General features: G+C 59.0%; 16 protein-coding genes. 7 read left to right on the top strand and 9 right to left on the bottom strand.

Features of this window, described 5'->3' with window-relative positions:
- Positions 1-94: 94 nt before the first annotated feature.
- The 6 genes from N7568_RS07350 to pdhA all read right to left on the bottom strand — a co-directional run bounded on the left by N7568_RS07350 (position 95) and on the right by pdhA (position 7,774).
- A complete protein-coding gene (locus N7568_RS07350; RefSeq protein WP_261609239.1) occupies positions 95-1,201 on the bottom strand; it encodes a hypothetical protein in 1,107 nt (368 codons plus the stop codon).
- A 113-nt stretch (positions 1,202-1,314) separates the two neighbouring features.
- Positions 1,315-2,187, bottom strand: a complete 873-nt coding sequence (locus N7568_RS07345) for an MBL fold metallo-hydrolase (RefSeq protein WP_261609238.1) — start codon at positions 2,185-2,187, stop codon at positions 1,315-1,317.
- 87 nt (positions 2,188-2,274) lie between these two features.
- A complete protein-coding gene (locus N7568_RS07340) occupies positions 2,275-3,828 on the bottom strand; it encodes a polysaccharide pyruvyl transferase family protein (RefSeq protein ID WP_261609237.1) in 1,554 nt (517 codons plus the stop codon).
- A 195-nt stretch (positions 3,829-4,023) separates the two neighbouring features.
- Entirely contained in the window at positions 4,024-5,481 is a 1,458-nt protein-coding gene (locus N7568_RS07335) for a dihydrolipoamide acetyltransferase family protein (protein WP_261609236.1), read from the bottom strand.
- Between the two features lie 2 nt (positions 5,482-5,483).
- Positions 5,484-6,584, bottom strand: coding sequence for an alpha-ketoacid dehydrogenase subunit beta (locus N7568_RS07330; protein WP_261609235.1), 1,101 nt, complete (start codon positions 6,582-6,584; stop codon positions 5,484-5,486).
- Positions 6,581-7,774: a pyruvate dehydrogenase (acetyl-transferring) E1 component subunit alpha gene (pdhA, locus tag N7568_RS07325; protein WP_261609234.1), complete on the bottom strand. Its 1,194-nt coding sequence runs from the start codon at positions 7,772-7,774 to the stop codon at positions 6,581-6,583. The genes N7568_RS07330 and pdhA overlap by 4 nt, the downstream gene beginning before the upstream one ends.
- Positions 7,775-7,944: 170 nt before the next feature.
- Between pdhA and N7568_RS07320 the strand changes: the two genes are divergently transcribed.
- From N7568_RS07320 to N7568_RS07310, 3 genes are all read left to right on the top strand, one after another.
- The gene (locus N7568_RS07320) at positions 7,945-8,409 is read left to right on the top strand and encodes an Lrp/AsnC family transcriptional regulator (RefSeq protein WP_261609233.1); all 465 of its coding nucleotides are present in this window, start codon (positions 7,945-7,947) and stop codon (positions 8,407-8,409) included.
- Positions 8,410-8,468: 59 nt separating this feature from the next.
- Positions 8,469-9,041 (top strand): YdcF family protein, encoded by a 573-nt coding sequence (locus N7568_RS07315; RefSeq protein WP_261609232.1) that lies wholly within the window; start codon positions 8,469-8,471, stop codon positions 9,039-9,041.
- A gap of 274 nt (positions 9,042-9,315) precedes the next feature.
- Positions 9,316-10,893 carry a hypothetical protein gene (locus N7568_RS07310; RefSeq protein WP_261609231.1) on the top strand — a complete coding sequence of 526 codons (1,578 nt, stop codon included), beginning with the start codon at positions 9,316-9,318 and terminating at the stop codon, positions 10,891-10,893.
- Positions 10,894-11,180: 287 nt separating this feature from the next.
- On the opposite strand, the gene N7568_RS07305 is transcribed toward N7568_RS07310, so the two are convergent.
- Positions 11,181-11,345 (bottom strand): hypothetical protein, encoded by a 165-nt coding sequence (locus tag N7568_RS07305; protein WP_261609230.1) that lies wholly within the window; start codon positions 11,343-11,345, stop codon positions 11,181-11,183.
- A gap of 151 nt (positions 11,346-11,496) precedes the next feature.
- On the opposite strand from N7568_RS07305, the gene wecB reads away from it, so the two are divergent.
- The 4 genes from wecB (at position 11,497) to N7568_RS07285 (ending at position 19,653) form a co-directional block, all read left to right on the top strand.
- Positions 11,497-12,639 (top strand): non-hydrolyzing UDP-N-acetylglucosamine 2-epimerase, encoded by a 1,143-nt coding sequence (wecB, locus tag N7568_RS07300; protein WP_261609229.1) that lies wholly within the window; start codon positions 11,497-11,499, stop codon positions 12,637-12,639.
- A gap of 196 nt (positions 12,640-12,835) precedes the next feature.
- Positions 12,836-15,781: a heparinase II/III family protein gene (locus N7568_RS07295; protein WP_261609228.1), complete on the top strand. Its 2,946-nt coding sequence runs from the start codon at positions 12,836-12,838 to the stop codon at positions 15,779-15,781.
- Between the two features lie 196 nt (positions 15,782-15,977).
- Positions 15,978-17,900 carry a glycosyltransferase gene (locus tag N7568_RS07290; protein WP_261609227.1) on the top strand — a complete coding sequence of 641 codons (1,923 nt, stop codon included), beginning with the start codon at positions 15,978-15,980 and terminating at the stop codon, positions 17,898-17,900.
- Complete coding sequence (locus tag N7568_RS07285; protein WP_261609226.1) at positions 17,884-19,653, top strand: heparinase II/III family protein; 1,770 nt, start codon at positions 17,884-17,886, stop codon at positions 19,651-19,653. Before N7568_RS07290 ends, N7568_RS07285 begins: the two co-directional genes overlap by 17 nt.
- Here the strand turns inward: N7568_RS07285 and N7568_RS07280 are convergent.
- Together N7568_RS07280 and N7568_RS07275 are read right to left on the bottom strand one after the other, a co-directional pair.
- Positions 19,650-22,301, bottom strand: a complete 2,652-nt coding sequence (locus N7568_RS07280; RefSeq protein ID WP_261609225.1) for a glycosyltransferase — start codon at positions 22,299-22,301, stop codon at positions 19,650-19,652. The two genes, N7568_RS07285 and N7568_RS07280, sit on opposite strands and share 4 nt — an antisense overlap.
- Entirely contained in the window at positions 22,301-22,681 is a 381-nt protein-coding gene (locus N7568_RS07275) for a hypothetical protein (RefSeq protein WP_261609224.1), read from the bottom strand. The genes N7568_RS07280 and N7568_RS07275 overlap by 1 nt, the downstream gene beginning before the upstream one ends.
- Between the last annotated feature and the right edge of the window lie 30 nt (positions 22,682-22,711).

The raw sequence follows: 22,711 nt of genomic DNA, 5'->3' as shown, positions 1-22,711 counted from the left end.
ATCTTCTCCTGAAGGTCTTGTTCCCAGAGACGTCCGTTGACGGATCGCCCTCGTAACCGTCTGCTGCGGGTTGCTGCGCAGCTGGGTGCGGGAACTAATCAGGAGAAGAGCCGGGATCAAAACAGACCGGCTTTGGATGTTGTTCATCGCTGACCGTCACAAGGTCAGTAAGGGAGCTTGCAGGAATGATCAGTGCGCCGTGGAGGAAGGCTGCGGCGGGGCTTGGCGGGCCGTTTTGGGAATTACCGGAGCCAGCACCAGCGAGTCCAGCGGGCACTGAGTCGGGACCCGCTGGAATGTCCGAGGGAGCTTTGGGGGCCGCCGTCGACTGGACCCCAACGGCCGGTACTGGGCTTACAGAACCGAGCACGCGTGAAATGGAGGGCACCGGTGAAACGTCAATAGCGGCGCTTGGAGTTGTTGTGGATGTAGACAGTTCCGATGGCGCGGATGGCGGCTCGTTGAGCGCTGACACCACCGCTGTTGCCCCCTGCTGCGAACTGACGACGCCGGAACTTGGGATAGTGCCGACGTCAGGGGCAGCGTCACCACCAGGGGCTGCGGGAAGGCCCGGCACGCCGGGTGGAGTAACGGAGGGAACCTGCGGAAGGACGGCATCAACCACATCGACGATCGGTTGAAGAATGGGGCTGGTCACATCGGTGACGGGTGCCAAGGCGACGGGTGCCAGGGCTTCGTTGACCGGAGGAACCACGGCCTCGACCGACTGGTCGACAGCCCCCGTCGCTGGTGCCACCACTGTGTCCACAACAGTTTCGACAGTGCCGCCGGGAACTACGTGGTTGACGACTGGAACGGTCTCTACGATTGTGTCGACCGATCCCCCAACTTGCTCCACGATGGGCGTCACCACCGGAACGTGGACAGTTATCGGCTTCGTGGGCACTACCGCTTTAACGGGGGCAGGCAGCGGCACGTTCGGGACAGGGATGCTGATGCCGGGAGCCGTCGCAGGTGGAACAGCAGCCTTTGCAACAGATCCGACGGCGTCTGTTGCCGAGGAAACAGCAGAGGATACGTAGGACGTTGCTCCGCCAAGTATTGAGTGGTTATCCGCGGCTCCGGTGTCAGCACTCGCAGCTGTTGCGGAGAGTGCCATCCAGATTGCCGTGCCGGCTCCAGCGATCATGACGGAGCGGAGAATGTTGGTAGCACGCGGGAATGCGCGTGTGCCCTTCATCTCGACACCCCCAGGTAGTCGCGAACCGAATGGTCGCCTTCATCCTAGGACGGCTGTCACCAATTAGTCCATGGCTGGGAGTAAACGAAATGGAAATTTATAAGGACCCTTGTTTATGACGGATAGAAACCGGCCTTGCCCGGCCCGGCGTCCGGAGTCGCCAACGAGGTCCGTCCTTGGGCGTTGGTTTCCTGGAGCCTCTTGATGAACCAGCGGGACTGCTCCGGGCCGTAAGGCAGCACCGGAATCGCTTTGGTTGCGTCGGAAGGCATGTCCCGAATGCTCTGGGTGGCCTGACGGACGGCGGTGCTCATCGTGTCGGCCATGGTTTTGACGAACTCGTCGCTTGCAGGTTTTCCATGCCCGGGGACCAGGAACTCGTAACGGTGGCGCAGTGCGGAGATGTGCCGCAGGGCGTCTGCCCACTCCTCCGGATATGAATCCTCGAACGATGGATGCGCGCCCTGCTCCACCAGGTCCCCCACGTACAACGTGGAGCTGGTGCCTACCAGGAGGTCGCCGTCAGTATGCGCACGTCCCAGATAGAAGAGTGTTGCTGTGATTCCGCCCAGGTCCACAAGGACCGGCTGGTCATGGACCAGCGCGTTGGGAACAACGATGTCGACGGCGTCGCCCTCCCCTGCTGCCATCTCAGGTTCGTTCGTAGCTACAAAGCGTCGCTGGTTATCGGCGTCGCGCTCGATGGCCGCCGCACAGTTGGCGTGCGCCCAAAACTCCGTGACGCCGTCGTCGGCAAAAACTGCATTGCCGAAGAAGTGGTCATAGTGCGCGTGGGTGTTCACCACCACCAGCGGGATCTGGGTTTTTTCGCGGACTGCAGCGAGAATCTCCCGGCCTTGGCGGGGGCCGCAGCCGGTGTCGATGACCATGGCAAGCTCAGAGCCCACCACGAGCCCGGTGTTCAGTAACGATCCCTCGGTTTCCAAGACGTAGTTGTTGGGTCCGAGTTCTAGCCAAGCTGACAATTCGTGCTCCGTATCCACTGCAATCCGGCGATGTTCAGGCCTCTACTCTACCCACCAAAACCGAGGGGATGCTGGAAGACTGGCGGGTCAGGCCCGGAGCAACTTCAAGCGTCGTGCCACCCGCACAACAAGGGAGGTCTCGAGAGTCCGGAGCTGGTTCTGGAGCTCGTTGGATTCTGTCTCCACTGCCGTTAATTTCCCTGCCGAGTCTTCCAACGCAAGCCGCAACTTCTCGTGCTCAGCTTCCACCGCGGCGAGAGTGCCGGTGGTGTCCTCCAGGGCATGGGTCAGCCGATAAAGCTCCACAGACTGGTGACCAATGTGCGACTCGTTGTTGGCCGTAAGTTTGGCAGCGGCAGGATGCTCCCCCGAGTGCAGTTCAGGGAAGACCGGTTCCGGCAGGCTGAGAACCGGGCCGTCCAGGGTGGCGCCTTTGAGAGTCTCAACGACGGCGTCCCACCATGCGCTTTGGAAGGAGCTTTGCGCGATCCTGAGGTCCTGCAGGTACGCCCGGATGTCATTCCGGCGTTTCCAGAGAAGGTCCACATAGTCGTCAAACCCGGGGGTCACCATGTGCCGCAATGACCGCAGGGTGTGGCCGAGGCCCCAGTTCGCGAGGGCCCCGCCCAGACGGACTTCTCCGTAGTAGTCCACGGCGATACCAAGGCAAGGCACCCCTGCTGCCAACGCGAAAACAATGGGGTGGTACCTGCTGGCGACGACGAATTCTGCCCGCATCGTCAGGGATGCAGCGTCTTCCGCAGTGAACTGCCCGCAGACGGTGACGTTCTTGGAACGCATCCGGCGGCGGATATCCTCGTGCGTCTCCATGTCCATGTCGCGGTTCCCCGGACGGGACATGTGCGGAATCATCACGACGTCCACTTGGCCGGCGTCGGCGATCCTGTCCAGCAGGTCAGCTACACCCTGGTTGAAGTCGTCCCTGTCCATCGCTCCCGTGCCAGGCGCGAAACTGGCCACAATGTATGGCCGGTTGGGGTTGGGCTGGTACGTCGGAACGGCCGACGAATAGATTGCGTCGGCAGGACCCTCTTTGAGGAAGCTGGCGTCGTCCAAGGTCAATCCGGCCGGGACGCCGGCTTCCCGCATCAGCTCGAAGGACGTTTGCTCGCGGACACTGGAAAGCGAAGCCGAGCGGAAGAGCTCCACAGCGGCGTCGTAGTCGGGCCCCGTGAGTACGGGTCCCACAGTCTGTCCGGAGATGACCAGCGGCTTGTCGAGTGCCTTGGCGATGGCGCCCACGGCTGCCCGTTCGTACAGCAACCAGCCATACGGGGAATTCATGTTGCCGCCGCCTGCAATGACCACACCGTCGGAAGACTTGATGGTCTCGATAAGTGCGTAGACCTGATCGTCGGAAGGAAGGGCATCCGTTTCACCCGCGAGGACGGCCTGAATTTCCTGCAGGTACGTCTCGCGGCGGTTGGGGGGCCAAGGGAACTTCAAGGTCTTGACCGCGGCCGTGCCATACAGTTTGCTGCTCTGTTCAGGGTTCCGGGACAGAAGCACAATGTCCGTGATTCCGCGGGCGTGGAGTTCGTCCACTACGGCATGGGTCATCGCTTCGTCACCCACGTGATAAATGGATTGACCAATGTCTCCAAGAACTACGACTCGCACGGTACCTCGGTTTTAGAGCGTCAAAAAGCAGCTTCCAGCCTACCGGGTCGGGCTGTGGGAACCGGACGGCCGACGATTGACACCCAAACGAACGACGCGGGCGTCAGGATCGGACGACCCGGATCCCCGAGACGGCAAAGGACCCCGATCTCCAAAATCAGGGTCCCTTCCCTCACCACATAGGGCAGCGTAAACCTACATATCCGCGAGTGCGCCACCCGGGTTCTCGATTGCATCAGCAACGTACCTCAGGAAGCCTGCAGCCGTCTCTCCGTCGCACACGCGGTGGTCGAAGGCGAGGGTGAGTTCGGTGACCTTGCGGACGGCCAGCTCACCGTTGACCACCCAGGGCTTGTCGATGATGCGGCCCACGCCGAGCATCGCAACCTCCGGGTAGTTGATGATCGCGGCCGAGCCGTCCACGCCGAACACACCGTAGTTGTTGAGCGTGAAGGTGCCCGAGCCCAGTTCGGTTGGAGTCGCTTTCCCCTCACGGGCGACGGCGGTCAGCCGCCGAATCTCAGCGTCCAGCTCACGGGCACTCAACGCATGGGCATTGCGGACGGACGGGACAACGAGTCCACGATCGGTCTGGGCCGCGAAGCCGAGGTTGATGCCGTCGAATCCGACGATCTCCTGCGAACCATCCGGGGCCGTTTCGAAGCGCGTATTCAGGGCGGGGTACTTTTTTAACCCGGCCGTGACAAAACGAGCGATAAAGGCCAGCAGTCCGGGGGTATCGTGCGGAGCGCGCTTCTTGAGCTCTGCCCGCATGTCCAACAAAGCCGTGGCGTCGACATCTACCCAAACAGTCGCTTCGGGGATTTCCGAACGGCTGCGGGTCATGTTCGCGGCAACGGCCTTGCGAACACCACGGACCGTCGTCCTGGCCGATACGGCCAAGCCCGTCCGGCCGTCAACAGTGCCCTCAGCAGCGGCGGGCACCTCTGCCTTGGACGGAGCAACCGCAGGAGCGGCAGGAGCCTCCGGCGCCGAAATGGCGGCCTCCACATCCCGGCGCATGATCAGCCCGCTGGAACCCGAACCCTCAATCGCGTCGAGGGAAACACCATGGTCGCGCGCCATCTTCCGCACCAGCGGCGAGATGACTGCACTGAGCTTGCCAGGAATGCGAGTCCCGGCAACCGCCGGCTCCATGACCTGTTCAGCAGCGGGCTCAGCAACGCGATCCACGACGGCGACACTCGCCTTGCGCGGCCGGGTTCGTCCACCGGTCGCCCCACCAGGGGTGCCATAGCCGATCAGAACGTTGCCGGAACCGGCCTTCTCCTCCGTGCGATACGTCTCCGCGGCAGCATCAGCGGCGGGCGAAGCCTCGATCCCCGAGGATACGGCGGCAGGAGCGACAGACTCCGCGACGGCAGCGGGCGCAGCCGCGTCGGAACCGATCCGAGCGATCGAGATGAGCGGCTTGCCGACGTCGAGCGTTTGGCCGGGTTCCCCGTGCAGCTCGGCGACTGTGCCGGCGTAAGGCGAGGGCACCTCAACCATGGATTTGGCGGTCTCGACTTCGGCGATGGGCTGGTCAACCCTGACCTCGTCACCCACGGCGACGAGCCAGTTCACCAGTTCAGCCTCGGTGAGGCCCTCCCCCAGGTCGGGCAGTTTGAAGACCTGCATATCTGAGCTCATGGTCAGTCCTCCCATTGCAGTTCGTCGACGGCGTCGAGGATGCGGTCGACGCTCGGCAGGTAGTAGTGCTCCAATTTGGGAGACGGGAAGGGGACGTCGAAGCCGGTCACTCGGAGAATCGGTGCGGCGAGGTAGTGGAACGCACGTTCCTGGACGCGGGCCACGATCTCGGAGGACACGGACGCGAAGCCATGGGCTTCGGCAATCACGACGGCGCGTCCCGTCTTGCGCACGGACGCGCAGACGGTCTCGTCATCGAAAGGGACGAGGGTGCGGACATCGATGACCTCGAGCGAGCGGCCTTCCTCAGCAGCCGCCGCAGCCGCGGCGAGTGCGGTGGGAACGGACGGACCGTAAGCGATGAGCGTCGCGTCAGTGCCGGGACGGGCAACAGCTGCGCGGCCCTCGGTGGAGGTGCCGGCGTCATGCTCTGCCCGCAAGGCGCCCAAGTCCACCTGGTCCTTGGACCAGTAGAGCTTCTTGGGCTCCATGAACATCACGGGGTCGTCCGAATCTATGGCTTCGCGCAGCATGCGATAGCCGTCGGCCACGGTGGCCGGTGTGTAGACCTTGAGGCCAGCGGTGTGGGCGTAGTAGGACTCGGAGGAGTCGCAGTGGTGCTCCACTCCCCCGATGCCGCCGGCGTACGGAACACGGATGACCATGGGCATTTTGAGCTTGCCCTTGGTGCGGTTGTGCATCTTGGCTACGTGACTGACGATCTGCTCGAAGGCCGGGTAGGCGAAGGCGTCGAACTGCATTTCGATGACGGGTCGCATGCCGTTGATGGCCATGCCCACTGCCATCCCGACGATGCCGGATTCCGCCAGCGGAGTGTCGAAGCAGCGCTGTTCGCCGAATTCGGCCATGAGTCCGTCGGTGATGCGGAAGACGCCGCCCAGCATGCCGACATCCTCGCCGAAGACCAGGACCGACGGGTCATTGCGCATGGCATCAGCCATGGCGGTGTTGAGCGCTTTGGCCATGGTGAGGCTCTGCGGGCCGGTTGCCTCGGCTGTTGCTGCGGCAGAGGCGGCGGCGTTTGCGGTGGCGGCGCTGACATTGGCTGTGGTGGTGCCGTTGGCAGTGGTGGTGACGGTCATTTTGCGCTCTCCTCTCGTGCGAGTTCGCTGGCGAGCAGTTCGGATTGCTCCTTCAGCTGCGGGGTGGGCTTGGCGAAGACGTACTTGAAGAGGTCCAGCGGCTGAACCGGAACATCCTCGCCCAGACCCTCACGGAGCTGGGTGGCGACGGCTTCGGCGTGCTCAGCGATCCTGTTGGTGGCCTCGTCGTCAAGGAGACCCTTGTCTGTGAGGTACGACTTCATGCGAGCCAGCGGATCCTTGGCCTGCCATTCGGCGACTTCGCTGTCCGGACGGTAGCGGGTGGCGTCGTCGGCGTTGGTGTGGGCCTGCATGCGGTAGGTGTGGGCCTCGATCAGCAGCGGCCCGGAGCCTTCGCGGGCCAGCTTCACGGCCCGGTCCATCACGGCGAGCAGTGCGACCAGGTCGTTGCCGTCCACGCGCTCACCGGCCATGCCGTAGCCAACAGCCTTGTGGGCCAGCGACGGCGCCACGGACTGGTGGCTGAGCGGTACGGAAATGGCGTACTTGTTGTTCTGCACGAAGAAGATGACAGGCAGGTGGAAAACGGCAGCGAAGTTCAGGGCCTCGTGGAAGTCGCCTTCGCTGGTAGCGCCGTCGCCACACATGGCCATCACTACGGTGTCTTCGCCGCGCAGCTTGGCCGCATGGGCCACACCGACGGCGTGAAGCAGCTGCGTGGTCAGCGGGGTGCACTGGATGCCGACGTTGTGCTCTTTGGGGTCATACCCGCCGTGCCAATCACCGCGGAAGATGGTCATCACCTCAACAGGGTCCACGCCTCGGGTCATGACAGCGACGGCGTCACGGTAGGTGGGGAACAGCCAGTCACCTTCGCTGAGACACATGGCAGCCGCAACCTGGCAGGCTTCCTGGCCGTGGCTTGAGGGATAGACGGCCATACGGCCCTGCCGGACGAGCGCGGAGTTCTGGTCGTTGACCCGGCGGCCGACGACGAGCTGCTCATAAGCGGCCATCAGCTCAGCATCGCTGGGCGTGGGGTACTCGTGGCCGGGTTCGGTGCCTTGCTCGTCATGGGATCGGAGGCTGCCGTCAGGATTCACCATCTGGATTTGGTGCCGGGCGGGGAGCATGTAGTCCTCAACGCTGATGCCGAATTTTGTCCGAACGTCAGCAGCATGGTCCTCTACAGCCGTCTCCGGCGCAGAGTGGTCTGCATGGATCGTCATTGGTCCGTCCTTCTCTAGCCACTATGTGCTTCCAGTATGTTCCTCGGCGATGTTTCGTATCCAGCTTTCCGCCGAATCATGGAAGAGCTTGCAAGAAGTGGCTATTCTGAAAGACAAATTGTAATTGTGAGCTGGGTAACGTGCCCGTGCTGTAGACGATTTGGAGTGCCATGAGTGAGACCGAAGCGGAACTGACCGCCGTTCCCCTGGACAGCGTGGACCGGGACATCATCCGCGAGCTGACCACCGACGGGCGCATGTCCATCACCCAGGTGGCCGAGAACGTCCACATCAGTCGCGCTCACGCCTACTCACGGATCGCCCGGCTCACCGGCGAGGGGGTGCTGACGAAGTTCACAGCCCTGGTTGACCCCATCAAGGCGGGCCTACGGTCATCTGCCTATGTGACCTTGAAAGTTCAGCAGCACTCCTGGCGCGAACTGAAGGAACAGTTGCGGGCGATCCCGGAGGTCCACCACATCGCACTGGTGGGCGGGGACTTCGACGTCATCCTGCTGGTCCGCGCAACCGACAACATCCACCTCCGCCGTGTGATCTTCGACCAATTGCAGTCCATGGATGGCGTGCTGGATACCCAGACTTTCCTTGTATTTGAGGATGTTGATACCCGATAGGCAGTTCCGGCGCTTTTGACTGGGAGGGAACACCCATTTCCGGACCTTAGACTGTCCCCGTGCCCCTCAAAACTGCCTCCGCCATGCGTGTCATTGGCGTTGTTGTGGGGGCATGTCTGCTGGCAGCTCTGCTCTGGGTGCTAGCGGCAGTCCAGTTCTTCTATAACCCTCCTCAAGTGACGCCCCACCGTACGGACGCGATCGTAGTACTGGGCGGCATGAGCAAGGAACGGCTGCCGGTGGCCCAGAAGCTGCAGCAAGAGCTGGATATCCCCGTCCTCGTGGTCTCAACGACTGGCCTGGCCGGCAACGTGGAAGGCGACGCGCTGTGCGATGAGGACCAGGCTGATCCTGATCTGGTCTGCTTCCGTCCTTCGCCTCTAAATACGAGGGGTGAGGCCGAGGCTCTTCGCGCCTTGATTGCTGAACATGGGTGGAAGTCTGTGACCGTGGTGACATCGGAATATCACTTGATGCGCGCCGGCACCCTGATTGGCCAATGTACGTCCGCCGAGGTGCAGATGGTCGGGTCCCAGCCGGACCTTTCTGCGATTGCTTGGCTGGACCGTTTCGTGGTGGAAACGGGCGGGTTGATGGACACGTGGGTTAGACCGGAGTGTTTGTCCAACTAGTGGGGCTCATAAAGGCTGCCGTAATATGACAAGTCTCGTAATCCCATGCAGTTTGCAGCCGACGTTGTTGTCAAAGCTCTACAGGACATTTGCCACTTTTTTGGACACGTGAAGATTCCAGTCAAGCTATTGAGTTTTGAGGAGTAAGCGCGCCATCCTTTTGCCATAGGTCCAAGGTCTCACCCTACGAGCCCAAGGATCCTCCGTGGCCACTTTCAGAGCAGAGCCGACAACCTATCTACCCCGCAAGACACGTCACCTAATAGCAGGCCTAATGGCAGCTATGGTTCTGGTGCTCGGTGTCCTGCACGGGTCCCCGGCCCAAGCTGCAAATTCGCCCGTTTACCCCATCAGTGGATACTTCATCTATGGCAGTACCAGCGACGCAACCAATCTCAAAAAGCTGACAGATATAAAGTCAGTAGGTGGTGACACTGTGATCACCTTCGGCTCCCTGCTCAAGCCTGCAACGCTCTCCACCATCCCCACGGCGTGCACACTATCAGGGGTCAACTGCGCGAAAGCTGCCGCTTCCGGCGTTAGCGTAAACCGCTACTTCACCTACTCAGACAACAGCTCATGGGGATCACCGGCCCTACTGTGCGCGCGTGATAAGACACTCACCAGCGGCACCGCAAGATACACCATTCTGCTGCTGCCCGTTCAAGGAAGCGGTTGCACATCGCCTACAAATACCTATGACGTGGTGGTGATAACCGGCGGCCAATCTTCTATTTCCATTTCACTGGGCAAGACAGCTACCGATTTGGGCATGAAGTACTACGCAGGCCTGCCTGCGCCGGTCAAAAGGACTGACCTGACGTATCTGCCGGATCTCTCCTACCAATCGACATTTTCGCTTTTCACTGCGAGGTTTCTGCTGTATCAGGCGAAAGTCAACAACGTTCCCGGCTTGGCAGGTTTCTATCACCACACCGAAATGCCGCTCAGCAATGGGGCCGTCTGGGATGCCGTTCTGACGGTGTACGAAATCCAAAACTCAAGAATCGCCCAATACCAGCCAACCCGCTCAGCAATTGTCAGCCCGTACATCGACTCTCGTAGCGCTTTCTCCGGCAGAGTCACAGTTGATCAGGCGCGCCAAGCAGTAGAGAACATTGCCAACACTGCAAACGGGGTGGATCTCGCGATCGCAGTCCAAGACGGCATGGGCACCGGCAAAGGTGCTTCATTCTTCGGAAGTGAATCCGGAAACAGCGTGGACCAGTATGCCGCCGCGATAGTGGGTAGCGGAACATGGGGTGGCAAGTATTTGGCGCCAACGCGTGACTACTTCGCAGCCCTGGCTGAAGGTGTGGAGGGTACCGGGGCGGAGCTGTGGGCGAACCTGGAAGGCATGGCGCCAGCGACTTCGCAGAATCCTTGCGACAACAGCCTTCGCGGTCAAACAACGAAGGCGAGAATTGATAGGCAGCTCCAGCAGCTGGGCAACACCCCCGGAAAGGTAATTTCGTTCATGTGGGATCCCTACTTCACATGTTCCGGGACGTATGCCCCGATGCTGAATCGGCTCAAGACCAGCAGCACAACCCCCGTCATTACCGACTCCATATTCTACGGAAATGGTGACGTGCTGGTCACTGGTCACAGCCTGAGCGGCGGAACGGTACAGATCAAATGGACGGATGCTTACGGGAGGGTGTTTGATAAGACCGTCCCAGCCACCGGCTACAACTCAACGTACGGGAAGCAACTGGGCATCAATCCACTTCTGGAGTCGGTAACAGCCAAGCTTGGCAGCACTTCGCTTGGATCGGGCAAGAACTACTTCATAAATGTGACTAACGGCTCGGGAGTAAAGAATGACGCGCTTTACTCCGATCGCGGTTGACACACGCTGACGGTGGCCGGCCCACCAAGGCGGGCCGGCCACCGTCGCCATGACGCTCCTCTCCACCCGCCCGAACGGCAGCAGAGATGCTCTTTCAGGGTGGTTGGATGTGTCACCGGAGTCCCTGGATGCAAGAATTGGACGTGACCCCGTTCCGTTTCAACGCACCCGAGGAGTGATGAAGTGACGAACTCTGTTCCCCGAGCGGGGACCCTTTCGCCCTCTCCGCGTCACATGCGAAGGCGGCGTTTCAGGGGCGATGTTCCGCCGACCCTCCTTTCTGGGCATCAGCCCAGGAAGATGAAGACCGGGCGGGCTGGGCCAGCCGCTGCCAACCGAACACCGCCTGGATCGCGGCCAATTGCCAAGCCGTCAGTACCAGAGGTCCCAGCGGCTTGCGCAACACCGTCCAAGGACACCAGCCTCCGACGCAAACGTTTGGTAGCCCTCATGGTTGTGACGCTTGTCTCTCTGAGCATTCCGGTTCTGGCTCTGACCTTGATGTTTGCGCCCTGAGCCTTCTTCGCGTCATACGTAATTGAGGACCTCGACGGACGGTGCGATAACATCGGCAGGTCAGCCACTGCCTTTCTGGGGGAATCCATGCCCATCGTCATGCCTATTTTCGGTACACGTCCGGAAGCCATCAAAATGGCTCCGATCGTCACCGCCTTTCAAGAGTCCGCGGACTTCGAGTGCGTGGTGACCGTCACCGGTCAGCACCGTGAGATGTTGGACCAAGTCAACGAGTTGTTCGGAATCGTCCCTGACCACGATTTGAACATCCTGCAGCAACGTCAATCGTTGTCTGCCATCATGACGCGCACGATTGATGGCTTGGACAAGCTGTTTGCGTCCAACAAGCCAGACGCAGTCATTGTCCAGGGCGACACGACTACGTCCACCGCCGGTGCCATCGCTGCCTTCTATCACGGCATCCCTGTGGTTCACGTAGAGGCCGGTCTCCGCAGTGGTGACTTGTTCTCCCCGTTCCCCGAAGAAGCAAACCGCAAGATAACGAGCCAGATCTCCAGCCTCCACCTGGCCCCGACCAGCGTAAGCCGGGCCAACCTCCTGGCCGAGGGAGTCTCCGAACACGATATTGTCGTCACCGGCAACTCGGTCATTGATGCGCTCCTGACCACCGTGGACAAGCACATCCCGTTCTCCGATCCGCAACTGGAGGAGCTTGCTGCCAGCGGGCGTCGGATCCTTTTGGTGACGACACACCGCCGCGAGAACCAGGGCGATGCCATGCGTGGTGTTGGCCGCGCACTGGCCCGCATTGCCGAAGCAGAGCCGGAGCTCGTGATCGTGTTGCCGGCCCACAAAAACCCTGTTGTTCGCGAAGCGGTTCTGCCTGCGCTGGAAGGCAAAGAGAACGTCATCGTCACTGAGCCATTGGCCTACGGCGAATTCACCCGGATGCTCTCCTTGGCCCACATCGTTCTCACGGATTCCGGCGGAGTCCAGGAAGAAGCGCCCAGTCTCGGCAAGCCGGTTCTGGTCATGCGTGATAACACTGAACGGCCGGAAGCGGTCGATGCCGGAACAGTCACACTTATCGGCACGGACGAAGAGAAGATCGTCAAGGAAGTCGACCGCCTTCTGAATCAGCAGGACGCATTTGACGCAATGGCAAACGCCGTAAATCCCTACGGTGACGGCAAGGCTGCCGAGCGAACTGTTGCAGCTGTAGCCCAACTCCTCGGTACCGGTTCACGCATTCCGGAATTCCTAAGCTGATTTGAACCTGCCCTGGCTGGACGTCCAGCCGGGGCAGATGCCTATCCCCCGCGGGTAGGCACACTTGCCTCCGAACAGCCGTTACGCATTGTCCCCGCTCTGCATGTGACAGTTGCTCCGAGTGGCGCTCACCTAAGATAGTGCTCGAATGTGGCCGTTCAGGGGCAGATAGCCCGATTACGGCGTAAGGAATCGCATGACCACCCACGCAGTAGATCTCGACGTTGTTCGTCGCCAGACGTTCGGAGAGATGTTCAGGAAGAGGTCAACGGACCGCACACTGACTGACGAACTCCTCGCCGGCCAACTCAGCATGCGTCCGCACCCGACGTGGAATTTCCAAGACGACATCGACTGGAAGGCTGATCCGTTCGGGCAACGGAACTGGCAGGCGCAACTTCACATGCTGCGCTGGCTGGAGCCCGTCCGCAGGGTAGCCATGGAGGGAGACCGGGACGCACAAGAGTTTTGGCTGCAAACGTGCAAGTCGTGGATTGCAGCCAATCCTCAGTCGGATCCGAAGGAGAAGGACCAGCAAGGCAATCTTGTCAGCTATGCATGGGCTGACATGGTGGAAGCCCTACGTGCAATGGTCCTGACATTCGGCCTCCCGATGGTTCAGGAAGGCGAAGATCAATGGCTGGTGAATTCCATCCATGCACACGGCTTGTGGCTTGCCGACTCCAAACATCTCGGTCATTCAAATCATGCACTGCATCAGCATCAGGCTCTTTTCGTCATCGGCTCAGCCCTGGGCAACAATGAATGGACCAAACTGGCTGTTCAGCGCCTCACGAGCTTGTTCGAGGAAAACTACGACGAACAGGGCGTAAATATCGAAGGCGCCATCGGCTATCACAAGAACAACCTTGTCTGGTGGGAGGAGGCCTTCAAACGTCTTGACGTGGAAGGGGTGCCCCGTCCGGCCTCTGCAGACAGGCTGAATCTCGCCTACTTGGAACTTGCCCATGCCACAAAGCCCGACGGCACCTTCGAATTGATTGGTGACACGGAAGCAACGACCCCGGGCGCATTGTCTTCCCCCGAATTGGACTACGTGAAGTCTCAAGGAGCTACCGGACAACCGCCCGCCGAGCTCACAAAGATCTATCAAAAGGGGTACGTCTTCGGGCGCAGCGGCTGGGGCGATCACGAACGCGATTTCAAGAAGGAAACCTTCTTCTCCCTCTCGTACGGCAAGGCAAACCGCGTTCATGGCCACCAAGATGGCGCTTCCCTGACCCTTCATTCAAACGGGCACCCATGGCTGGTTGACGCAGGTAAGTACGCATACAAAAAAGATGCTATGCGCGACTACTGCTTGTCGCGGCTTGGACACAATGTGGTGGAAGTCGAGGGCAGGGTATACAACCCCAAGACCGAAGTGGCCCTCCTAAGGTCATTCACCAGCGATGAAGTTGACGACTTCACTTTTGCGGACTCTGGTTACAAAGGTGTCGAATTGAAGAGGCGTGTCGTCTACTGCCGTGGCGGCGAATTCTTCCTCATAATTGACAACGTATTCAGTGCTGATGAGGTCTCCGCAAGGCAGCGCTGGCACCTTGACACCGACACGGCGGTGGAGAGTATCCCGGGTGGCCTGCGATTGGACCGCGACGACACGTCCTCCTTCCTCCTTTGGAAAGGCAACGCGCCTGCAATCTCGACCGTGAAGGGTTCAGAAGAACCCTTTGACGGCTGGATGTCCAGGAAGTGGATGGAGAAACTGCCAACCCAGGTCGTGTCCGCGACACAGAGCGGGAGGCGCTTCAGGTTCATCACCATCATCGCTGCACCGCAATCGGGGAACTTCTCGGTTAAGAAAATGGACGCCACGGGCGGACGAATAGCGTTGAGTGCGCTCTCCGGGCGCTACCAATTCAATTTGACTGTGGAGGAGGATCGCGTTTCGGTAACCCTCGGCGAGGAAGGAACTATATCCTCCGAGCTTGACGACGTGAGGTCAGCCTGGCTGAAGACTATGGACCTCTGCCGGGACGCAGCGGTCGCGTGGGAAGCACCAAAACCAGATGACGGCCTGTTCACCACGAGGTACTGGGGTCAGTTGAAGGCATGGGTTGCCCAACAGGACGACACCCGAAGTGCACGATTGGAGGCTTTGAGCATCCTTCTCAACCTTCTTCTCGACGCAACAAATGACTCGAGCGACGATCAAGGCCTGCGTACGGGCATCGTCGATGTCCTGGGGAACGACCTCACCGAGGAAATCGAGCTGAACAACAGCGCTCTGGGTGTGATGCGTGAACCGCTGATTGCCTGGACCGGCGTTGATCTTCGCTCAAAGACTTATGGCCGTCAGATCCAGACCATCAAATCCCCGAATGAGGTCGGTTTCGAGGATGGCGAAAAGTCCAAGATTTACTCCGCCAACCTGGGAGGCTTGGTTCTGCCTTTCGCGGTAGGACGCGGGCCGTCTGACCTCTTGTCAGTCAGGTTCCATGGGGCGATCAATAGAACGAAAACAACGTTGCCTTTCTTCCAGGGGCTTACCTCCGAGCTCATGGAGGGGGGAAACCATGCCGTCTTCCAGGATCCCTCGCTGGACCTCAACAAGAACATGACCCTCTCCTGGTATCTCGGAGATGGCAGCGTCAATGTCCATCGGTTCATGGCGGAGTGCATCCGCAAGCTTCAGCTCGAAACGAATTCCACGCGTATTCTCCTATCCGGCAGCTCGGGTGGCGGATTCACTGCACTTCAGGTTGCCGCATACCTGCCGGATTCTGTCGCATTGGTCTTCAACCCCCAAACAGACGTAAGGGAATACTTCCGGACAAGCGCCGATGTTGCCCTATCCACCTGTTTGAAGTCTGATGTCGATGTGGATGAAGCACGAGCCTTTAGGCTTTCCACGTCGGTGGTCGAAACGTATGCGATGCTGGAAAAACTCCCCCGCATCCTCTACGTCCAGAACACAGGCGACACTCACCACGTCACAAAACACCGTGATCCGTTCCGTTTAATGCTGGAATCTGAACACAACAACCACGAAGACCTGATCGAATTCATTGATGTTGAGTGGGGTCCGGGACACGTGGCCGCAAACGCTGAGCTCTATGCCCATTTCCGCTCCGCCGCTCTGGAGCGCTTTCCGACGAGTGCCAGTTCATTAATCAACTGATGCAACACTTTTGCACCGACCAGATTTCATTGACTTAGGAAACACGTTGCACAATAACAGAAGACTCAGTTCTGACAGGACCATCGGCCTTTCCGCGGTTGCGGGTTTAGGCTTCATATTCATTGGCACATTGCTGGCACTCCTACCGCAGGCGGTTTCGACGGCAAGCGCAACCACCATAATCGTTTTGTTTGCTGTGGCTATTTTCGCCTTCAGCCTTGCCAGCACTGGCTTAATTGCGAGGCTGAGGGAAAACCGCCGCTTGCAGCGCGAGTCCCAAGCCTCGATCAAGAAGTACCTACTAAGTCTGCAACGGCAGCTCACGGAAGTGCAGGAATCCCAAAATGCTTCCGCGGGACAGCAACTCGAGCTCCTCCAAAGTGCCTCAGCCCTGGAATCGGTCGCCAGTCCTGAACTTGAAGCAGAGCAAGAACGACTGCTCAAAGTCGTCGAAGACCTCAAATCCGAGCATGACGAGAACATCAAGAAGCTCGAAAAGCGTCATCTTGCGCGGCAATTCGACCTTGTAGCATCGGATGGCAGCAACTGGCGATCCTTTTCCGCCAACGAGGTTAAGAAACTTGCCGAGGCGCAGTACAACACCAAGCCGTTGGCAGTGTATGAAATGCTCGAAGCACATTCGTTCTTTGAAAAGATCAACACAGCTGCGCTCCGTGGCCTCGCCAACGAATTACGCAAGCTTGGTTACACGGCCAAGAGCCAAAGCGTGCTGCGAGTGGTTCTTGCCCGAAACCCCAATGAAAAGCTCGCCAGCGCTATCGAGCTGCGGGATGAAGAAGTTAAGATCTTCTCCGGCGCCTTCAAACCGATAGTCCAGGGTCCATACGAACTCTTTGAGCCCAAACCAAACTGCATCCTTCACGTAGTGGGCAAGGTACTTCCAACCACCCAATCCGGCTACACGCTTCGTACGCATTACACGGCTACCGCCCAAATTAATTCGGGCCTCGAAGTCCATGTGTGCAACCAAGTGGGCGATGCCGTGAACAATGATGCTCCCGCGCAGGTGGAGCTGGACAAAGTCAGTTACCACCTCCCCTCTGGTCCAATCCGACTGAACACAGCAATGACTGTCTGGCTAAGTGCCAATGTCGAGGAACTTGCACGTGTGGTTTCGGACGTACGTCCCGCTGTCCTCCACGCACATTCGGACTTCTTCAATGCCCTTTCAGCGCGGGCAGTCGGTGACTATTTCGGGATTCCTGTGATCTATGAATCCCGTGGCTTTTGGGAAGAGTCCTGGCTTTCCCGCATGGCTCAAGCCAACGGCATTGAAGACATCGAGGCTTTCAGCGAACGTTGGGGGAGCCCGGACACCTACGCCTGGCGCCGGGAACGCGAGCACGACTGCAGAGATGCTGCGGACCACGTCTTCACCCTCGCAGAAGTCATGAAGCGCCGTATTACCGCCGAAGGTTGCCCAGCGGAAAAGACTTCGGTGGTGCCAAACGCAGTCAGTGGCGACCAGTTCCCTGTTCAGACTCGCAACCCCGAATTGGCGGCCAAGCTGGGCATCCGGAGCGACGAGCTCGTCATTGGCTACATTTCATCGCTGGTCGAGTATGAGGGCGTACCTGTCCTTATCGAGGCCTTCAGCCAGTTGCGTGAACGCCTCAACATCCCGGTTCGGCTCTTGGTGGTGGGCGATGGACCAGTCCTCGACTCTCTCAAGGCCACGGCTGAGTCTTTGGGTCTTGACGATGCGCTCTTCACTGGCCGTGTACCTCACGAGGACATCCTGGACTACTACGGTCTCATTGATATCTTCGTCGTCCCACGTACAGCAGCAGCTGTATGCCAGCTCGTCACGCCGCTCAAACCCTTTGAGGCCTTTGCGACGGGACGAACGATTGTTATGTCCGACGTCGATGCGCTCAAGGAAATTGCGGAGGCAAGCGGCTCGGCTGCTCTGTTCCAAGCTGGAAACAGTGGCTCACTCGCAGACGTTCTCTCCGACCTCGTTTCAAGTCCGGAGACACGGAGTCACATGGCGGCAGCAGGCGCGGCGTGGGTACGGGAAAGCCGCTCGTGGGAGGCCAACGCGGCCGTCTATAACACCCAGTATGCGAATCTGGCAGCGAATGCAATCCGCGTCTGAGTTGCTTTTCCAGCAATTATCGGACACTGATGTTGAAGCTCTTCGGCAACGTGTCGCTTCAAGCGACCGCCCCGATCTGTCGAACGCAGTCTGGTTCGACAGCTTGCTCAGTGACTCGGATTCCGAGGTCGTCAACAATGGCTGGAAGGCCGGAGACTACGACCGGCTGGATCTCTCGCTGCCCCTTGCATGGGACACTCTCTGCTCGGACGACAGAAGCTGGGGTTCCCAACTGCACGGCTGGAAGTTCATGGACAGGCCAATCCAGGAGTTTATCCGCACGGGTCAAAGGGAATACCTTCAATGGTGTCTGGATCGCGCAGTCTCTTGGTCGGAAAGGTATTCCGACCAAGAGACTGACAACGCAATTGTCTGGTACAACATGGCTCTCGGACAGCGCGCTCTCCGCCTTGCCGGCCTCATCTACCTAGGCGCAAGAAACGGTGTCACTGTCCATGAAATGCGGTCCCTGCTCGATGCTGTTGACCGGCACAGGATCGAATTCGCCCTGGAAAGTTCGTTCAATCCACGCACCAACCACGGCTACTTTGTAGCTATCGGTCAAACAGTACTGGGCGCAGCTCTTGAAGCTGTGCCCGAAATGAGCGGACTGGCTGAGGAAGGCCGCGAACGGCTGTCCGTCATGATCCGAACACAATTCCTTCCGGACGGCGGCCACAGCGAGCACTCCCCCGAATACCATCGGATGCTCATGCAATCCTTCCAGATTGCCGTGGACAATGGCCTCATCGAGGACTCCGAATTGACGGGCCGACTCCGGAAGGCTGCCGACTTGTTGGGCTGGATGATCCAGCCCAATGGCTCGCTGGTCCCTCTTGGGGATACACCGTTCGTCAACATGGTAGACGGGAGCCATCCTCTAACTTTGAGCCCCCAAACCAACTTCCTCATGTCAAGAGGGTCGTTCGGACAAGCTGGTACAACAGAGTTGGGGGTATTTCCTGACTCAGGCTACGCCTTTGTCCGTTCGCCACAGCCGCAAGCGGAAACAGAACAGCCAGCTTCGTCGTATCTCGCTTTTACAGCTGCCTTCCACGGCAGGGCTCACAAACACGCGGACGATCTCAACTTCGTCTGGTATGACAGGGGACAGGAGATCTTGGTCGAAGGCGGCCGTTACGGCTACGGAGCCCAACTGCCCGTTGACTCGCCCCTTCGTGCGGACGGCTTCTACTATGCCGATCCTTTCCGACGGTTTGTCGAGTCTACGATGGCTCACAATACAGTGACCGCCAATGGCAGGAACCACGATCGGCGTCGAGCCCCTGCAGGCTCGGGACTTGGACTGTGCGAGCAAGTGGGAGAGGTGTTTGTCCTGAATGGCCGTATGGACCATGGGGGATGGACCCACCGGAGGATGATTGAGCTGAAGCCTGGCAAGAGTCTCACCGTCACGGACGATGTACAGTCCACGGATGCGGTCAAGCGCGACTACCAGGTCTGGTTTAATCTCTCCGGAGCACTGGAACTGGATACACCCACCTCTCCAGGGCTCTCTTGGTCCTTAGACGGCGCGATGGGGCAGCTGTCGTTACAAACGGGACCCGGCAGTACGGTCCAAGGCCCAGTCCGCGAATCTGAGACCCCCCTCCGGGGCTGGCGGTCAGTCGAAGACGGAACACGCGAGGGTGTTTGGTCCATCTGCCTGGAGGCCGCGAAAACCCGCCACCACGTCTTCAGGAGCACGTTCAGCTTCAGCAAGAACGCCTTAGACGCTGCGTTCAACAACTAAGCCTCGTAGACCGCCGAGGTGTCGCCTTTCATAAGGTCCGACACCTCGGCGTCGTCCCATGTAATTGGTTCGTAGATCCGTCCCAACTGTTGAATTATCTCCACACATTCAGCTAGGTCCTGCTTTGCCACCTGCTTGAGCTTGCCAACAAACCAGTGCTTCATAAAGGTCTGGGCACGGGTTGCTTTGTAGTCCTCCAGCGCCCCGATCTCTTCAAGCCACCCTGCTCGTGCCATTTCCAGGGGCAGGTACTTCCGAAAAAATCCAGGGCCAATCGTGTTCACCACAGACTGCTCCACGGCACCGTAATAAATGTGGACCGGTACTTCCAGGACATTGGCCCTACGGGCGTAGTGAATCAGTTGTTGGAAGAAAAAGGAGTCTTGGCCGAGGGCACCCACTGGCTGCTCAAGCCGCAGTCCTTTGAGCCAGGCAGAGTTGAGTACAGCGGCTTGAATGCTCATCGGGTAAAAGTCCAGGCGCCGCAAAAGGTTGTCTCCGCATTCGGATCCATCATCCAGTTGACGACCCAGTTGATGAGCATTGTGGAACGTCTTGACTTCGTCCGCAAGCATGAGCACGTCCCCCATCGCTATGTCCAAGGATCCTTCGACTGCAATCTCCACCAGCTTTGCGTAACCATCGTGGATCGCTTCATTGTCTGGATCCAGATAGGTCACCCACGGCGCTGTTGCCAACTCCAATCCCTTATTTCGAGGCCTGGACGCGCTGCCGGAGCCAGTATCCCCGAACTTGAAGACAGAAATTTGGGTGTGACGCTCCGCCAGTTCGTCCAAGATTTGGTGGGTACGCAAATCGGTTGACCCATCGTCAACCAAGATGATCTCCATCTTGTCGAAGATGGACGATCGTTCGAGGGACCTGACGCATTTATGGAGGAGGAACGGGCCATTGTTGTGGACGGGCACGATGACGGAAAGAATCGCTTCGGAGGGAGCCGGTGCCGGATCCGACAGCGATAATGAATTTGTATGCCGGGCGATGCCCAGCGGATCGAGTACGTAGCCGTTGCCGTGAACCCGACCACCTTGGCGAAACGCTTCGCCGGCAGCTGAGTCGAGCCACAGAGCACCCGCTGAAGGTTCTGACAAGGTGGGAAAGGACTCATGCTCTGGCATTATGTCTGTGTCCGTAACGTCGCCCGGAACGGACTTCATGACGAAATCAACATCGGCGTACTTGAACGCATTGACCAGATCCTCAACGTACGTCGGTGCGTACCTGAACCGATCCGATACGGGTACGGCGATATCGAACTCTTCGTACCTTTGGCGCAATTGCTCGTGGGTCAGGGTTTCGATGCCCTTGACAGTTTGCTCTTGCACGGCGCGGCGCGGTTCCTGGGAGGGTGACTCCATGACCGCGCACACCCTTGCCGGTGACGCCCCTACTGCCAGGCCTGCGGCCTCCAAGATCTCTGCCATGCGATCGTGGGCTAGGTGATCCTTGTACACCCGCCTGAGGCCTTCCATCTGGACCTCGTAAAGGGTGGTCTTGGAGATTCCGTCCAACACCTCACGAACATCCGACGCAGTTTGCGCCGTCAGCACATTAGGGAATCTGTTGTTGACGCCCACGTTGTAGTTCGACAACACCATCGACCCCATGGCTTGGAGTTCAACAACCCGGTTAGCGTACATCGAAGGACTGGATATTACAGAATTCAGGTTGATATTGAAATCGGAGATCCGCTGGAGCTTGAGAAGCAGATCATGCTCCACGGTGGGGACGACATGCTGAAGGTACTCCTCCGGGAAAAAGTAACGGCTGTTTTCCAGTGACCAGTTGCGATCAATGATCACGAGGTTCCGTGACGATTCGAGGACGCCGTCGAAGATGGCCTTCCCACCAGACCGGCGTTCGGGATACCGCTGCGTATGCCATGAGCCAGCGAACAACACATCCGGGAGGCGGTGTCTGCGTGAGTACACCGGCGAGTGGTGATAGGGATTGACCCCAAAGCTCAATACACCGATGGAAGCTGCGTCAGGGCAATCTCGGGCATAATCCGGAACGCTTTCTTCGGCGCAAGTGAAAACATGGTCGGCTGCCTTGGCGATGCTGAGGAATTCGCTATAGTTTGGCGGATCTTCTTTTGAGTAGAAGGCAACTGGCGTCCCTTTGCCCCTGAAGTATGGGACAACCTCTTCGAGAAGAAATTTCCGCTTCTTCGACGTCGGGGTCGCAAGCCCTTTCCATTCACCGTTGAGTCCACGCCAAGTACTCGCAATGAGCAACAGTCCCGCATTGTCGGCGATGTCCCGATAGTTTTCCGGAGTGACGGAGCTCAGTCGGGCAGTTGAATCGAAGCTCTTGTACAGAAACTCATCGGCAATGATGGCAACGTCAACCGGATGGGGGCGGAGGCTTCTCGAGCCCAAGGTTTCGGGGATGTCGTCCAAGATAGGACGGAGGTCCTCAATGTAGCCTTGGGGGTACGACGCGTTGCGCCGCGTCAGATATGTCCGTTGGGTGGTCGACGGCGAAACAGGCTCGCCCGCGAGTACGGAATCCACATATAGCTTTGAGCTATAGAAACCCTGCCGTGAGTCTGACATCGTTTGGCAATATTCCAGTTCTTCCAAACGCTTCTTCGCACGCCACCGGCGATTCTCGGAATCGACCATCAAGCTTTCCCTTGTCTTTTGCGCCTGCGTAGGCGCCAGTACTTCAGTTGCAGCGCTCCCAGCGCTGACTTGGACAAGGCTGCAAGTTTGCTTTCCGTATCTGCGTATGCGCGAGACAGGTCGTTCAGTTGCCTCTCGCGCTCGGCCAGCTCGGCCTCGCTGGCAGCAAGTTTCTCACGGTACATGTTCAGCTCTATGCGGGCCGTGTAAAGCTCTTGGCTGAACTGTCGCCTTTCGGCTACCACAGAGGCCATCCCTACTTCCCGCTGGTATGCATCGCGCAATTCAGCCTGCAGCTTCTCGATCTGGACATTGTGGGCAAGCGCCGCACGGCTGATGCCCTGCCGGATCTGCTCAACCCCCACGGTCTTACGGTCCATGAAGTAGTGAATCTTCCTCTGTGGCAGCCG

Origin of the sequence: Paenarthrobacter aurescens, from assembly GCF_025421775.1 — a bacterium.
Classification (GTDB): domain Bacteria; phylum Actinomycetota; class Actinomycetes; order Actinomycetales; family Micrococcaceae; genus Arthrobacter; species Arthrobacter aurescens_B.
This window is presented reverse-complemented; position numbering and strand designations above follow the sequence as displayed.

Coding starts and splice junctions, on each gene's coding strand:
- N7568_RS07350 (WP_261609239.1), bottom strand. CDS start 1,201: ATGAAGGGCACACGCGCATTCCCGCGTGCTACCAACATTCTCCGCTCC.
- N7568_RS07335 (WP_261609236.1), bottom strand. CDS start 5,481: ATGAGCTCAGATATGCAGGTCTTCAAACTGCCCGACCTGGGGGAGGGC.
- N7568_RS07330 (WP_261609235.1), bottom strand. CDS start 6,584: ATGACCGTCACCACCACTGCCAACGGCACCACCACAGCCAATGTCAGC.
- pdhA (WP_261609234.1), bottom strand. CDS start 7,774: ATGACGATCCATGCAGACCACTCTGCGCCGGAGACGGCTGTAGAGGAC.
- N7568_RS07320 (WP_261609233.1), top strand. CDS start 7,945: ATGAGTGAGACCGAAGCGGAACTGACCGCCGTTCCCCTGGACAGCGTG.
- N7568_RS07310 (WP_261609231.1), top strand. CDS start 9,316: ATGGCAGCTATGGTTCTGGTGCTCGGTGTCCTGCACGGGTCCCCGGCC.
- N7568_RS07305 (WP_261609230.1), bottom strand. CDS start 11,345: ATGAGGGCTACCAAACGTTTGCGTCGGAGGCTGGTGTCCTTGGACGGT.
- wecB (WP_261609229.1), top strand. CDS start 11,497: ATGCCCATCGTCATGCCTATTTTCGGTACACGTCCGGAAGCCATCAAA.
- N7568_RS07295 (WP_261609228.1), top strand. CDS start 12,836: ATGACCACCCACGCAGTAGATCTCGACGTTGTTCGTCGCCAGACGTTC.
- N7568_RS07285 (WP_261609226.1), top strand. CDS start 17,884: ATGCAATCCGCGTCTGAGTTGCTTTTCCAGCAATTATCGGACACTGAT.
- N7568_RS07280 (WP_261609225.1), bottom strand. CDS start 22,301: ATGGTCGATTCCGAGAATCGCCGGTGGCGTGCGAAGAAGCGTTTGGAA.
- N7568_RS07275 (WP_261609224.1), bottom strand. CDS start 22,681: ATGGACCGTAAGACCGTGGGGGTTGAGCAGATCCGGCAGGGCATCAGC.